This window comes from Micromonospora sp. RL09-050-HVF-A (assembly GCF_019374995.1).
GTDB classification, from domain to species: domain Bacteria; phylum Actinomycetota; class Actinomycetes; order Mycobacteriales; family Micromonosporaceae; genus Micromonospora; species Micromonospora antibiotica.
In genome coordinates this window covers 5,173,106-5,186,070 of the sequence record NZ_JAGKQP010000002.1, presented here as the reverse complement: position 1 = coordinate 5,186,070, position 12,965 = coordinate 5,173,106, and the positions used below count along the sequence as shown (strand labels likewise).

Here is a 12,965-nt window from a genome sequence, read left to right as displayed (position 1 = left end):
TCGGGTGTCGGACGGGAAGGACCTCTAGTGGAGGCTCGATCACGGCGGCTCCCGGACACGGCGGTGGTGGATCGCACTCCGATTCACGCTGACGCGATCACCGACCCTCGCAATCCCTCGCCGGCCTGCCGCAAGCAGCCAGTCGTCTGCTCACCTCGCGCGCCGTCGTCGCCAGAACGGGGTGCACAGGTAGCCGAGCGCCCGTCACCACCGGGCCAATCGGCGACACACGGACAGAGCTCGCTCGGCCGAGTTGGTGGCCCGGGGCCGACCCCGGCCGCGCCGCAAGGAAGACCCCTCTCACTGAAGGAGCGGACAGCCCAGCCCATCAGGTACGTGGCACCAGCCCGACACGCTTTCGTAGAAGGAGAAACGGCACCATGACCGACACGATCACCGGCAACCCGACGATCGAGGCCTACACCGGCGAGGTGGATCTGTCCCGTGCCCACTTCGTGGGCATCGGCGGCAGCGCCATGTCCGGCCTGGCCCGCCTCCTGGCCGCGCTGGGACACGAGGTGAGCGGCAGCGACGTGAACGACTCGACCAACCTGGCAGGGCTGCGCAGCGTCGGCGTGCGGGTGCACGTCGGACACGACGCCGGGCACATCGCCGGGGCGAGCTGCGTCGTCTACACCACCGTGGCCCGCAACGCCCCGGAGATCGACGCCGCCCGCGCCGCAGGTATCCCGGTGGTGCACCGGGCACAGGTGCTCGACGCCCTCGCGGCGACCCGCCGGCTCATCGCGGTGTCCGGATCGCACGGCAAGTCCACCACGACGGCCATCGTGGCCCATCTCCTGCGCACCCTGGGCGAGGATCCCACGTGCCTGATCGGGGCCGACCTGACAGGCCCGGGTTCCGGTGCCCACCTGGGCCGGTCACCGCTGCTGGTGGCGGAGGCCGACGAGTCCGACCGGTCGTTCCACTTCCTCACCCCGTCGATCGCCGTGATCACCAACGTCACCGACGACCACCCGGAGAACTTCGTCGACCACGCCGCGCTCCTGCGCGCCTACGTCGGCTTCGGTAGCCGGATCGCGCCCTCCGGCTTCCTCGTCGTCAACGCCGACTGCGTCGGCGCCACCGTCGCCGCCGACGTCATCCAAAGTGAGCGACCCGACGTGACGGTGCTGCGGTACGGCCGGGACCGCTCCGCCCACGTGCGCCTGACCGACATCCGGGTCGACGGATGGTCCGGCGTGGCCACGGTGCGGATGCCCGACGGCGGTGAGGTCACGTTGTCCCTGCCGACCCCGGCACCGCACCACCTGCACAACGCGGCAGCCGCCCTGGCGTGCGCGACCGTACTCGGCCTGGATCCCGTCAGCGCGGCCACGGCGACGGGCACCTTCCCGGGGGTACGTCGGCGCTTCGAGCACGTCGACACCCGTGCCGGGGTCACAGTGGTCGACTCGTACGCCGATCACCCGCACGAGATCGCCGCCGATCTCGACGCCGCCCGTGCCCTGGCCGGTGGACGGGTGATCGTGGTGTTCCAGCCGTCCGGTCACGCCCGGGTGCTGGCGTTCGGGGCGCGGATCGGCCAAGTCCTGGCCGACAAGGCCGACCATGTCCTGCTGCTCGACGTGCACGGCACCGTCCCACCGGGCCACTCGCGGGCGGACGTCTCGTCCATCGCCGCCCGGCTGCCGAAGGGTCGCTACCGCATGTCCGCCGGCCCGGATCAGGTGGGCCGGCTCGTGGGCGGGCTGGCGAGGCCGGGTGACGTGGTGCTGACGATGGGCACCGGGGACGTGACCGGCTACCAGCGGGTGATCATGGACAGCCTCGGCAGCCGGTCCGAGGTGCTGCTGTCCGCCTGACCCTCATGCCGTGACAGCGCCGGGCTCCTCGACCAGCTTGTCGGCAAGCGTCAGGAGCCCGGCGCTGTTGGCGGCCTTGACCAGTACGACGTCGCCCGGGCGCAGCCCGTCACGCAGCAACTCCCACGCCGCCGCTACGTCGGCCACCCGGTCGACCACCGTCGCGCCGCCGTCGGCGCCGGCGGCGTAGTGGGCGGCGTTCGCCCCACCGATCGCGACCAGCCAACCCGCGCCGGCCTCGACGACCTGCCGGCCGATCTCCTGGTGCACCTGGGCGGCGTGTTCGCCCAGTTCGGCCATCTCACCGAGCACCGCGACCGCCCGCCGGTCCCTACCGGTCATCGTCGACAGTGCCCGCAGTGCCGCCCGCATGGCATCCGGTGCCGCGTTGTAGGCGTCGTTGATGATCGTCACCCCGTCCGGGCGGGTGGTGACCTGCATCCGTCCCGGTGACACCGCCTCGGCCCGCGACAGCGCCTCGGCCACCGCCTCGATCGGGTGCCCGAGGCCCAGGGCGACGGCGGCGGCGGCCAGCGCGTTGGACGCCTGGTGCAGCCCGTACAGGCGCAACCGCACCTGCGCGGTCTTCCCCTCGTGGACGAGCCGGAACGCCGCGCGGCCCAGTTCGTCGACCGTCACGTCCTCGGCCCGTACGTCAGCTGGCCCGTCGATGCCGTAGGTGAGGACCCTCGCCCGGGTGCGGGTGGCCATGGCGGCCACGAGTGGATCGTCGCCGTTGAGCACCGCCAACCCGCCTTCGCCCGGCAGTGCCTCCACGATCTCGCCCTTGGCGAGCGCGATGTTCTCCACCGACCCGAACTCGCCCAGGTGCGCGTGTCCGACCCGCGTCACGACGCTGACCGACGGCGGGGCGAGCCGGGTCAGGTAGGCCACGTGCCCGACACCCCTGGCGCCCATCTCCAGCACCAGGTAGCGGGTGTCGGCGGTGGCGCGGGTGACCGTGTACGGCAGGCCGAGCTCGTTGTTGTTGGAAGCCCGGTTCGCGACCGTCTCCCCGAACGCCGACAACACCTGCGCCAGGATGTCCTTGGTCGACGTCTTCCCCACCGACCCGGTCACGCCGATCACCGTCGTGTCCGGCAGGCGGTCGACGACCATGCGGGCCAGCCGGCCGTATGCGGTGGGCACGTCGTCGACGACGACAGCGGGGACACCGATCGGCCGGGACGCCAGGACCGCCACCGCGCCCGCCGCTACCGCCTGCGCGGCGTAGTCATGGCCGTCGACCCGCTCACCGGGCAGCGCGACGAACATCCCACCCGGCTCGATCCGCCGGCTGTCGAACATCACCGGCGCCGTGACCGTCACCGCGTCGGACCCGTCCCGCACCGTCCCGCCCACGGCGGCGGCGATCTCTCCCAGAGTCATCGCAAGCACACCGACGAACCTACCGCCCGAGGATATGGACCAGCCGCAGATCCGGACACAGGCCGCCGGCCGCAGCTGGCACCCGAAACACCAGCTCGGGAGGCCGGCACCGCGTCTCGCGATTCGCGGACCGACGACGTTGGGAGTTTGTCGGAGTTCGACTCCGACAAACTCCGACAGCGCACCTCTTGACTGGCCTTGGTGTGGTCGTGCCGCAGTTCGGACTGGCAGTATGCCGCCAGCCTGGCCCATCGGCGACGATGAACGTGGCGGCGGGGACTCGGCGTGGTGAGCAGCAAGGTCAGCGGTCCAGTGCGCCTGATGACGGCGTACGCGAGGTGTTGGGCCAGGGCCCCTGCGGCGTCGGCGACCTCGTCGAGAAGCTCCGCCGCAGCCCGACGAATGCCGCTCCCGTCCGAGAATCGAGCGGCATTGAGGACTCACTGTCAGGCGGTGGCGTCGACCGGGTCGCGCACCGGCTCGTTCCCGGGATCGTCAGCCGTGACCGCCGGACATGCCCGGCACAGTGCTGACCAGGGCTGTCAGTGCTGCACACACCCCCTGACAGGCCCTCCGTGCCGTCCCCACCCGGTCCAGACACCCTCCCGATCGGGAGGGAACCTCTTCCTGCCCAGGAGGAACGACGCGTAACTCCCCGTTTCCGCCACTCGGCTCGCCCATCGAGCCAAGACGCCAAGACCGCTGATCGTGGGGATCCTTGCGTCGAGCCGGGAATCCGGCCCACCCCCTGCACGGTGTTCACATCGATCCCGGTCGGCGGGTTCGTTCGCCTGCGGAGGTGGGCGGGGGTAGTCGGATCTCGCTCGACGGGCTGCCCCAGCGGTCGGGAGACTGGCGGTCGTGAGAGCCGAGATGGTGTTCCCGGACGGCGCTTGGCATGAGGTCAGGTTCGGCCTGTTCGAGCCGACCCTCGACTACAGCGGCAGCGCATGGGATCGAGAGGTCCTCGACCCGTGGGTTGCCGCTCATTCGTCGGTCCTGGCGGCGTTGCGGCAGGTCGGTGAGCCGAGGATGGCCGCTGTCGCTTTGGCGCACGAGGACCTGTGGACGTTGTACGCGGTGAGCAGGGTGATGGAGTTGCTGGTCCTGCCCGGCCAGCCGCCCGCCACCGGTCCCGGCGACCCCACGGACTGGCTTGCGGCTTCGGCGAACCGGCGGTTCGTCGCGGCGATCGGCGGCACGTTCCCGGCGGGGGAAGGGTTCCATCCGTTCCTGCACGAGATCGTCGAGGTCGAGCCGGCGGACGATCCGCAGTTGCCGCCGGTGCTGGTCGGGCAGTGGTGGCCGGGTTGCCTGGTCGGGTCGCTGCTGCTCATGCGCGGCGGCGTGAGCGTCCGCGCTGGTGCCGACCACCTGGATCCCGTACTCGCCTCGAACTCGACGTTGTACTGGGCGTGGCGGCGGCGGTACCGGCAGGTGGCCGACCTGTCGCACGGCTGGGGCAGCAACTCGCAGTGGCGTACCGGCTTCCGCCGTGACTACCGACTGCCCGACCGGCTCGTCTACAACGCGGACGCGGCGCTGGACCCGACACCTCCGCATCCCGGCGGCCCGGACCGGAGCACGGACGTGGACCTGCTGCGTTACCGGTGCAGCACCCTGCTCGACCACAGCGACGACCAGTGGGTCTGGGACAGCCACCACGTCGAACCGACAGCACCCACCGGCACACCGTCTGAGTAGGCGATGCACCCCGATCGGGGATCCCCCTGGCCGGGAGGGCCCCGGCTCCGGTCAGGGGCCGGTTGGGGTGAGTCGTAGTTCGGGGAGGTGTTCGCTGGCGGCGTCGATCACGGTGTGGGCGAGGGTTGCCGGGAGGCCGGCCTGCGCGGCGAGGTCCTCGATGGTGGTGTGCTGCTGGTTGAGGAGGTCGACGGCCTTGCCGAGGAGGGAGGGTTGTTCGCGGGGGCCGAGGTCGCCGGGTTCGGGGTGGCCCCACTGGGCGAGCAGGCTCATCCCGCGCCGGTAGGTGTGGTCCCGGTAGACGCCGAGGTCGTGTCCCCGGTAGACGAGGGCTTTCAGGCTGATGCCCCAGCGGCGTTTCAGTTCGTGCAGCCGGTCGAAGTCCAGCCGGGCGGGAAGCTCTGCGGCGAGGGTGGTGCTGGGGGCGAGGAATTCGGAGGCGAAGGCGGTGGCCTCCCGTTCCAGGAGTTGGCTGCCCGGCTCGGCGTCGTGGTGCAGCAGCAGGTGGCCGAGTTCGTGGGCGGCGTCCATCCGGGAGCGGGCCTTGTCGTTCTTGGCCGGGTTGAGGAAGACGAACGGCCGCTGGCCGTACCAGTGTGAGAACGCGTCGACCCGTTCGGAGGCGTCCGGCAGGGACAATACGATCACCCCGTGCGCCTCCAGCAGCCGTACCATGTGCGGCACCGGCCCGTCGTCGAGGCCGAACTCCGCACGTGCCGCCGCGGCGACCGTACGGACGTCCTCGGCCCGCGCCGGTTCCGGCCAGTCGAGCTGCGGCAGCCGCAACTGCGGCAGCCGCAACTGCCGACCCACGGCCTCGACGACCCGCCAGGCGACCTCACCGAACGCCTCCGCCTGGTCCCGCTCCGCCTGACTGGTGGCCCGCAGGCTACGGAAGTGCGCCCGCCCCGGCGACGCCGGAGCCGGGACACCGGCGGCGAAGAATTCCACAGGCATCGCCAACGCCAACGCCAACCGGGCCAGCACCGCCGCCGAGGGGCGGGCCTGCCCCAACTCGTACTGGCTGACCGCCGCCGCCGTCACCCCGACCTGCCGGGCCAACTCGTTCTTCCGCATCCGCCGCCACCTGCGCGCCAACCCGAGCGCGTGCGGCTCGAACCCCGCTACGGCCGCGGTGACCGGCACCGGCGGGCGAACCCCGCCCGTCACGCCCGTCGGCCGGCAACAGCACCGAGGGTACGGCCGACGCCGCCAGCGGGCCGCAGCGTCCCGAGCGGCAGTTCCGGCACGGGCAGCTCGTCGTGGCGCTGCCCCGGCACCCCGACCGGGCCGGCGACGATCGGCAGCGGCGTCCCTACGGTGACGGCGTCACCGAACCAGAGCGTCACCTCGAACCACGGCGACCCGCCCTCACGGTTGTCGCGGGGCAACCCGAGGTACGCCGTCGCCTCACCCGTGCCGATGTCACCGGTGTGCGCGACCCGCAGGTGCCGCTTCGGGGGCACCACCCCGGCGAAGACCTCCGGGAACTGCTCGGCGTCGTCGAAGGCCAACTGCCCGTCGCGACTGTTCTCCACCGCCCCACCGAGGCGGGCCTCGCTGCCTTCCCACCGGATCGACTCGATCCCACCCTGCAACGAGTACAGCCGCACCACGTACCCGGCGCAGAGGATCTCCAGGGAGTTGTCCTCCACCCGCACCCGTACCCCGTCGACCCCGTCGAAGGAGGCCTTGCCCAGGTTCGTCAGGTTCCGCCACACCGTGGTGCCGAAGCTCATCGCGTCGTCACCCAGCTCCGGCTCGTGCCGGTCCGCGGCCCGCCGGTACACCTGCCGGATCAACCCGCCCAGCGGCTCCAGCACGCCCCGCCCGTCCAGCACCGCCACCGCGTCATCCAGCAACCCCATGCCGCAGAATCTAGTCCATACCGCAGTTGATGTTGCGGAAATCAAGCAGCCGACACGCCCGGCGTCGGACTCGGCTCTGCCGGCGCGGCCTAACGGAATGAGGCCAGAGATACGCCCAGGCAGCCCTCTCCCGAGGTGGCTTCGGGTGCGACAGGCCTACTCGTCGTCGGGGTTCTCGATGCGGACGCCCAGTGCCCCGGCGAGGGCGTACGACAGGGCAATAAGGTCCTGGTGGGCGAGGATCGCGCCGGTCATGCTGGTCACGCCGCCGATCCCGGTGAGGTCGCAGCGGGCGAAACGGGTGCCGTCCATGCCCGCCTGGGAGAACTGCGCGCCGGTCAGGTCGCAGTCGGTGAAGCGGGCGCCGCGCAGGTCCGCGTGCTGGAAGTCGGCGCGGGTCAGGTTACAGCCCTCGAACGCCACGTTCGCGAAGGTGGTGAACCGCCACGACGACAGGTCGAGTCGGCAGTCCGAGATCGTGACGTCCCGCAGCGCCCCGTTGACCCACTGCAGGCCGGTCATCCGCGCCGTCGACAGCCCTACCCGGAGCATCGACGACCTGTCCGTCCGCAGGTTCGCCAGGTTCGTACCCTCGAACACGCAGTCGGTGAACCGCGCCGCCTCCAGCCGGGTACCGCTGAGGTCGGTGCGGGTGAGGCGGCACCGGGTGAACTCGGCCCCGTCCGCCGACCGCCCGGACAGGTCGAGGTCGCCCAGGCCCAGCCGCTCGAACGTCGCCTCGTCCCCGATGGTCAGGTCCCCGGCGGAGGTCAGGTCCGCCAACGCCGGCAGTTTCGGTGCCGCCGGAGCCCGCCACCGGGCGGCACCACGAGCGGACGAACGGGCGACCATGCCGCGCACGCTAGCCGAGCCGGCAGCGATCCGCCGACGGCGGCACGCGGGCGGCTACGCGGTTCTGGGCCGCCGCTGCCGGATCTTCTCCGCGACAGCGTCGGCGGCGTCGTGGTGCATCGCCCTGGTGACGCTCTGGTACGTGTCGCGGGTGAGGGTAGTGGTGGAGTGACCGAGCTGTTCGGAGACGACCTTGATGTCCACCCCGGCGGCCAGGGCGATGGTGGCCGCGCTGTGCCGCAGGTCGTGCAGGCGGGTCGGCGGTAGCCCGGCCTGGCGTACGAGCCTGCGGAACCGCTGGGTGACCCCGCAGGGATGCCACGGCCGGCCGTCGGGGCGGACGAAGAACAGGCCGGTGTCGGGCCACGCCTCACCGGCGGCCAGGCGCCACTGGGCGCGGCGGGCCCGGTAGGCGGCGAGAACCCTGACCGTCTCGGCGTCGAGGGCGAGGTCACGGTTACCCGCCCTGCTCTTGGGCTTCTTGCGTACCGCGGTGTAGCCGTGGGTGGCGATCTGCTGGTTGATCGTCAGCTCACGCCTGTCGAGGCGGACCTCGGCGTCGAGCAGCCCACAGGCCTCGCCACGCCGGGGACCCCGGTAGGCCATGAGGTGCCACATCGGGTACAGGTCGGGCGCGTGCACCCGGGCGTGGTCGAGGAACGCGACGATCTGCTCGTCGGTCCACACCATGACCGGACCGGGAACCTGCCCGGTGGCCCTCCACCGCTCCACGCGTTCGGCCTCCCACACGATCGCACCGGCCGGTCGCCGGGGACCTTGACCAGCGCGGCCGGGTTGGAACCGACGATCACCTCCTCGGCGAGAGCGTCGTTGATCGCCTTACGCAGGCAGGCGCGGATACGCTGCCGGGTCGACGCGCCCGTGGTCCGGACACCGACAACCGACGCACGCACGTCAGGGTCGCCGCTGGCCCTCGCCGCACGGATCTCCTGGTTGCGGCGTTCGATCGCGGCGAACATGGCCCTGATGTGGCCGGTACGCAGCCGGTCCAGCGGGACCTCCCCGAGGTGCGGGATCAGGTGCACCCGGACGAGCGACTCGTAGCCACACGCGGTGTTGTCATCGACGGTCAGGTGCGTGAGCCACTCGGTGAGGTACTCGCCGACGGTCACCAGGTCAGCCAGCGATCCGTCACCGCGCAGCCGCTGCCGGATCCGGTCGACCTCGGGCAGCGGCCGGCCCGACCGCACGCAGGTCTGCAACAGGTCGGCGATCTCGGTACGACGACCCCGGTCCCGGAACGTGAGGGCGAGCAGGGCCCGCGCGTGGTCCAACTCGGCGGCGGCGTCACGGCGGGTCGACAGCCCGGACCGGCGCAACTGCCGACGCCGACCGTCACTGGTCGGCGGCAGTTCCAGCTGGTAGGTCCAGTGACCGTGCTCGAAACTCCAGGACCGGTTGGGGCGACGCAGCTTCGGGCACTCGTTGCCCAACGGCCTGCCGGTATCGGGGTGGCGGCAGCCGCAGCGTTTGAAGATGCTCCCGTCTGGCATAGCTTGTGGTGCTCCTCGGGTTCGTGGTGCGGCATCGGTTTGTCGATCGACATCCACGCGTGACACGCCGCGACGATCAAGTCATCGACGGACACCGACCGTCGGCAGGGTCGACGCTGCGGCCGGCGGGTCCGCCCTCCGGTCCCGGCGAGACCGGAGGGCAGCACGGAGGCGGTCAGGGCGGGTCCCCGACGCTGTCGGCGTCCCCTGCGTGCGGCCCGGGACCGCTCGGATGCGGCAGGTGCAGCATGGCCAGGATCGGCGCGGTCGGTACCCGGTAGCGGGCACCGACCCGGTACAGCGGCGTGGGAAACGCGTCACGGCGGGCCAACTTGTAAGCGGCCGAACGGGACATGCCCAGGACGGCAGCGGCCGTGGCGAGGTCCGTGCTCGGACCCAACGCGCGGATCCGCTCGGCCGTCCACACCTGCCGCTCCTCACAACGGGACACCCCACCGGTGGCGGGTGTAGCGGTTCGGGTTCGTCGTGGCGGTCGCATGCTCAGTCTCCCTGATGAAGAAACTCGCGGTGGCATGGTGAAAGACCCGGCGACGAAGGACGCCGGGTCCGAGCGGTGCGAGGCGTGTCTTGGTGTACGGGCCGTAGAGCGGCGGTAGCGTGGTCGGCCGGCGGCAGCGGGAGGTGAACGGTGGCCCGGACGTGGCTGTCGATCCGGGTCGAACTCGTCTCCGGGCGGGGCGAGGACTACTGGCCCCGACCGGGCCGAATCATCGCCGCCGCCAGATCTCACACGTTCGAGCAACTGGGCACAGCCATCGACCTGGCCTTCGCCCGCTGGGACCTGGCGCACCTACGGCTGTTCACCCTGGCCGACCAGACCCCGGTCTGCTCCTTCCGGACCTGGGAAGACACACCGGACGGCGCGGTGGACAGCGAAAGGACCACACTGAACCGACTCGCGCCAGGTGATCAGTTCGCCTACGTGTTCGACATGGGCGACGACTGGGCCCACCTGTGCACCGTCGCCGACCACCGCGTCGACCCACTCGACGAACTCGGCCTGGCGGTCGCCCAACCCACCCCGTACCGGGGCTGGGGCGACATACCGGACCAGTACGGCCGCCGCTGGGACAGCGACGACGGGTCCGCCGCGCCGAGACGACCCAGCAATCCCCTGGCCGACCTGCCGCCCATCCTGCCCTGGTGGGGACCCCGACGGGGGTAGCTACAGCCGACGAACGTCGTCGCCGGCCACCACGTCCGCGCAGCGCCACGTGTCGTAGGTGACGTCGGCGGACGGCGGTGACCTGGCCGACCACTGTCTGCCCCTGACAGAGCGATGGGAACCCGGCGCGAGACGAGGAAACCCGCTGCAGCGACTGGCCAAGCGGGCTGAGGTCGTCCGGCATCGACCGGCCGGCTGCCGACCATGCTCACCGGCCACGATGCGCTCACACCCCCAAACCGGGCTCTGTCAGCTCTGGCGAACACTTCCCAGCCTCACAGCCCTCTGACAGCGACGACTCACAAGGCCACGGCGACCTGACAGAACAGACAAAAGACGCTGGTCACTGCTGCTCACAGTCCACCCGCTGGGCTCGCGGTATTTCGGCCTACCCGGCCGGTCGGCAGGCCGAAATACCTCCTGTAGGGAGCCCAAGCCTCACCGCCTCCGGCCGCACAGAGAGCAGGACCGGCGGGATCGCCGGTTGGCCCGGCGCTGTCAGTCCTCCGACTCGTCGACGTAGCCCTTGACAGTCGTCGTGGCGCTGTCACTATCTTCCGGGGTCGACTTCTGTCAGAGGTCCGCCGTCATGGCGGACCTCTGACAGATGTCACCGCGCCGCGATGGTGGCTCTGACAGAGGCCGCCGGTCCGACAGCTGCTCTCGGTGCTCTGACAAGCACGCTCAACAGCCTGACGGGCCTCTGACAGTGGGTGCTGTCAGAGCTGCCGAAAGAGATGGCCGTCTGACCACCCGCGATGTTTCGAAGAGTCAACCGTCTCCCCACCGACGCATCCCCCAATCGCGGATGGCACTGCGGCTCTGTCTGTCAATCCGCAGTTCAGAACCGCTCTGTCAGCGATCAGTCCGATGATCGTCGTTACCGCTGACGCGTCCGGTTCTCTCCGCGAGAGCGGCCAGCCACGGCGAAGCAGGAGGCCGGCGCGGGAGCCGCGCTGTCAAAGGCGATCTGCCCATCAGGACGCAATCGATGTCACAACACCTCCTGCCAGTGACACGAGCGTCGTGTCGCTGACGGTCCTGGCGGGCTGAAGCTGTGACACGGGTGCGGTGCGACGCACGAATCGGCCCCTGCCATCGTCGCTGCCCACTCAGCGCGGGACGACAGCGCGTCCATGTCGCGCAGGGGAGTTCACCACCAGCGACGCCTGACCCTGATCTCGCGTACGGGTATCTCAGAGGGGTGTAGAGGGCGTTCGACGACGGGGCGCATCGTGTGGGGTGTGATGCGGTCGCGCTCATGTTCCTCGGCGAACCGGCCGGCCTGTTCGTGCTCGCCAAGGTTGTTCAGGGCCTTCAGAAGGTCGGTCACCAGGATGTCGAGGCGGTGGGTTTCGGCTTCGGCGGCGAGGAACCGTTCGTGGTGGGTGACCGCCCGGTGGCCGCACCACTGGCGTAGTAGTTCGTGGCGGGGCCGGTCGTGGCGGCGGTACCAGTCGTACTCCCATTCCGGTGTCGTCGATCGGCTGTCGCGGCCGACGCGGTAGTCGTCGCCGAACTTGCATTTGTGGCGGGACTGGGCTTCCTGCTCGATGACGAGGTCGAGGAGCTGGGTCGAATGGGCACGGCACGCGGCCTCGACCAGTTGAAGGGTGCCGGCCGGTGACAGGATGGTCCGGCCGTCGTGGTCGAACCATTGGGCCGAGGCGAGGATGTCGTCGATCGGGCCGCCGATGATCTCGCTCAGCCGGGCCCTGTCGTGGATGCCGGTGGCGCATGACACCGGGGACCAGAGCAGTTCGGCTACGTCATCGCTGATCAAAAGGCCGAAGATCTCCTCGACGCAGGCTTGCTCTGTGTGATCGAGGCTCAGATCGTTGATGCGTTGCCAGTTCGCCATCAGCGCGTCGAAGGTCCCGACCTCGCTCCACCGCACCCGCAGCCGCGACCCGGAGACCTTCTCCACCCGTTCGTCGGGGTCGTCGAGGAATCTGATCTCGAGGCGGGCGCTGGTCTTCTTCGGCTCGACGGCCAGGATGCGGACGCGTTCGGACGGTGCGTGGTCCGACTGCCGGTACGCCCATTCGTCACCGATGGTGAAGCGGGAGGGGTCGATTCTCATCCAGCTGTCCTTCGGGTAAGCGTCGCTTGTTGCGTGGTTCCGGGTCGTGCTGGCGGTTTGCGCCGCGATGGCGACGGGTCCCGGCGCAGGCTCGTGCGCATTCGGCCGGACTGTGGTGGCGGTTGAGGTGTCGACGCACTTCAGGCGCCGCTGTCGAGCAGCCCGTGGTGCCACGATTCGGCCTGTCGGCGGATGCCGGCGTGGGCCTGCCGGTCGTGATCAGGGCGGCGCTCCTTGCGTGGTCCGTGGGGGCTCCAGTCACTGAGGAACGGGCGCAGGTCGTCAGGTCCGGGTTCGGGGTTGTAGTCGATGTCAGCCAGCACACGGGGACTGCGGGTGGGGTCGATCTAGTCGGCGGCGGCCCTGCCCCACGCGACCCAGCTGGCGAGGTACCCGCCGGCGCCGGTCCGCCCCTCGGCCGCTTGTTCAAGGGCGGTGCAGAACGCGCGGATGCCAGCTGCGGTGGTCCACGCCTGGTAGGCGTTGCGGAAGGTTTCCGCGCGGATGGTGTCCGCGGCCCGGAAGCGGGCGTCGGCCATTGCG

General features: G+C 70.6%; 13 protein-coding genes. 3 read left to right on the top strand and 10 right to left on the bottom strand.

All coding sequences use genetic code 11. The features are described from left to right. Window positions 1-380 precede the first annotated feature (380 nt). The gene (gene murC, locus J7462_RS23030; RefSeq protein WP_219466429.1) at window positions 381-1,826 is read left to right on the top strand and encodes a UDP-N-acetylmuramate--L-alanine ligase; all 1,446 of its coding nucleotides are present in this window, start codon (window positions 381-383) and stop codon (window positions 1,824-1,826) included. A gap of 3 nt (window positions 1,827-1,829) precedes the next feature. On the opposite strand, the gene murF is transcribed toward murC, so the two are convergent. Then, complete coding sequence (gene murF / locus J7462_RS23025) at window positions 1,830-3,215, bottom strand: UDP-N-acetylmuramoyl-tripeptide--D-alanyl-D-alanine ligase (RefSeq protein ID WP_219466427.1); 1,386 nt, start codon at window positions 3,213-3,215, stop codon at window positions 1,830-1,832. Between the two features lie 861 nt (window positions 3,216-4,076). Here murF and J7462_RS23020 point away from each other — a divergent pair. Further along, window positions 4,077-4,919 (top strand): hypothetical protein, encoded by an 843-nt coding sequence (locus J7462_RS23020; protein ID WP_219466424.1) that lies wholly within the window; start codon window positions 4,077-4,079, stop codon window positions 4,917-4,919. Between the two features lie 51 nt (window positions 4,920-4,970). On the opposite strand, the gene J7462_RS23015 is transcribed toward J7462_RS23020, so the two are convergent. The 6 genes from J7462_RS23015 to J7462_RS22995 all read right to left on the bottom strand — a co-directional run bounded on the left by J7462_RS23015 (window position 4,971) and on the right by J7462_RS22995 (window position 9,580). Further along, window positions 4,971-6,065 carry an XRE family transcriptional regulator gene (locus J7462_RS23015; RefSeq protein ID WP_308291000.1) on the bottom strand — a complete coding sequence of 365 codons (1,095 nt, stop codon included), beginning with the start codon at window positions 6,063-6,065 and terminating at the stop codon, window positions 4,971-4,973. Window positions 6,066-6,085: 20 nt separating this feature from the next. Next, entirely contained in the window at window positions 6,086-6,787 is a 702-nt protein-coding gene (locus tag J7462_RS23010) for a hypothetical protein (protein WP_219466420.1), read from the bottom strand. 156 nt (window positions 6,788-6,943) lie between these two features. Next, window positions 6,944-7,639, bottom strand: coding sequence for a pentapeptide repeat-containing protein (locus J7462_RS23005; protein WP_219466419.1), 696 nt, complete (start codon window positions 7,637-7,639; stop codon window positions 6,944-6,946). A 54-nt stretch (window positions 7,640-7,693) separates the two neighbouring features. Then, window positions 7,694-8,281 (bottom strand): site-specific integrase, encoded by a 588-nt coding sequence (locus J7462_RS32520; protein WP_308290999.1) that lies wholly within the window; start codon window positions 8,279-8,281, stop codon window positions 7,694-7,696. Next, window positions 8,167-9,153 (bottom strand): N-terminal phage integrase SAM-like domain-containing protein, encoded by a 987-nt coding sequence (locus tag J7462_RS23000; protein ID WP_255597853.1) that lies wholly within the window; start codon window positions 9,151-9,153, stop codon window positions 8,167-8,169. Before J7462_RS23000 ends, J7462_RS32520 begins: the two co-directional genes overlap by 115 nt. Before the next feature lie 175 nt (window positions 9,154-9,328). Continuing rightward, on the bottom strand, window positions 9,329-9,580 hold the full coding sequence (locus J7462_RS22995) for a helix-turn-helix domain-containing protein (RefSeq protein WP_308290998.1): 252 nt from the start codon (window positions 9,578-9,580) through the stop codon (window positions 9,329-9,331). 222 nt (window positions 9,581-9,802) lie between these two features. On the opposite strand from J7462_RS22995, the gene J7462_RS22990 reads away from it, so the two are divergent. Further along, window positions 9,803-10,339 (top strand): plasmid pRiA4b ORF-3 family protein, encoded by a 537-nt coding sequence (locus J7462_RS22990; protein ID WP_219466415.1) that lies wholly within the window; start codon window positions 9,803-9,805, stop codon window positions 10,337-10,339. A gap of 1,153 nt (window positions 10,340-11,492) precedes the next feature. On the opposite strand, the gene J7462_RS22985 is transcribed toward J7462_RS22990, so the two are convergent. From J7462_RS22985 to J7462_RS22975, 3 genes are all read right to left on the bottom strand, one after another. Next, on the bottom strand, window positions 11,493-12,422 hold the full coding sequence (locus tag J7462_RS22985; protein ID WP_219466414.1) for a hypothetical protein: 930 nt from the start codon (window positions 12,420-12,422) through the stop codon (window positions 11,493-11,495). A gap of 140 nt (window positions 12,423-12,562) precedes the next feature. Next, window positions 12,563-12,745 (bottom strand): hypothetical protein, encoded by a 183-nt coding sequence (locus J7462_RS22980; RefSeq protein WP_219466413.1) that lies wholly within the window; start codon window positions 12,743-12,745, stop codon window positions 12,563-12,565. Window positions 12,746-12,769: 24 nt separating this feature from the next. After that, entirely contained in the window at window positions 12,770-12,961 is a 192-nt protein-coding gene (locus J7462_RS22975) for a hypothetical protein (protein ID WP_219466412.1), read from the bottom strand. Between the last annotated feature and the right edge of the window lie 4 nt (window positions 12,962-12,965).

Coding starts and splice junctions, on each gene's coding strand:
- murC (WP_219466429.1), top strand. CDS start 381: ATGACCGACACGATCACCGGCAACCCGACGATCGAGGCCTACACCGGC.
- murF (WP_219466427.1), bottom strand. CDS start 3,215: ATGACTCTGGGAGAGATCGCCGCCGCCGTGGGCGGGACGGTGCGGGAC.
- J7462_RS23010 (WP_219466420.1), bottom strand. CDS start 6,787: ATGGGGTTGCTGGATGACGCGGTGGCGGTGCTGGACGGGCGGGGCGTG.
- J7462_RS23005 (WP_219466419.1), bottom strand. CDS start 7,639: ATGGTCGCCCGTTCGTCCGCTCGTGGTGCCGCCCGGTGGCGGGCTCCG.
- J7462_RS23000 (WP_255597853.1), bottom strand. CDS start 9,153: ATGCCAGACGGGAGCATCTTCAAACGCTGCGGCTGCCGCCACCCCGAT.
- J7462_RS22985 (WP_219466414.1), bottom strand. CDS start 12,422: ATGAGAATCGACCCCTCCCGCTTCACCATCGGTGACGAATGGGCGTAC.
- J7462_RS22975 (WP_219466412.1), bottom strand. CDS start 12,961: ATGGCCGACGCCCGCTTCCGGGCCGCGGACACCATCCGCGCGGAAACC.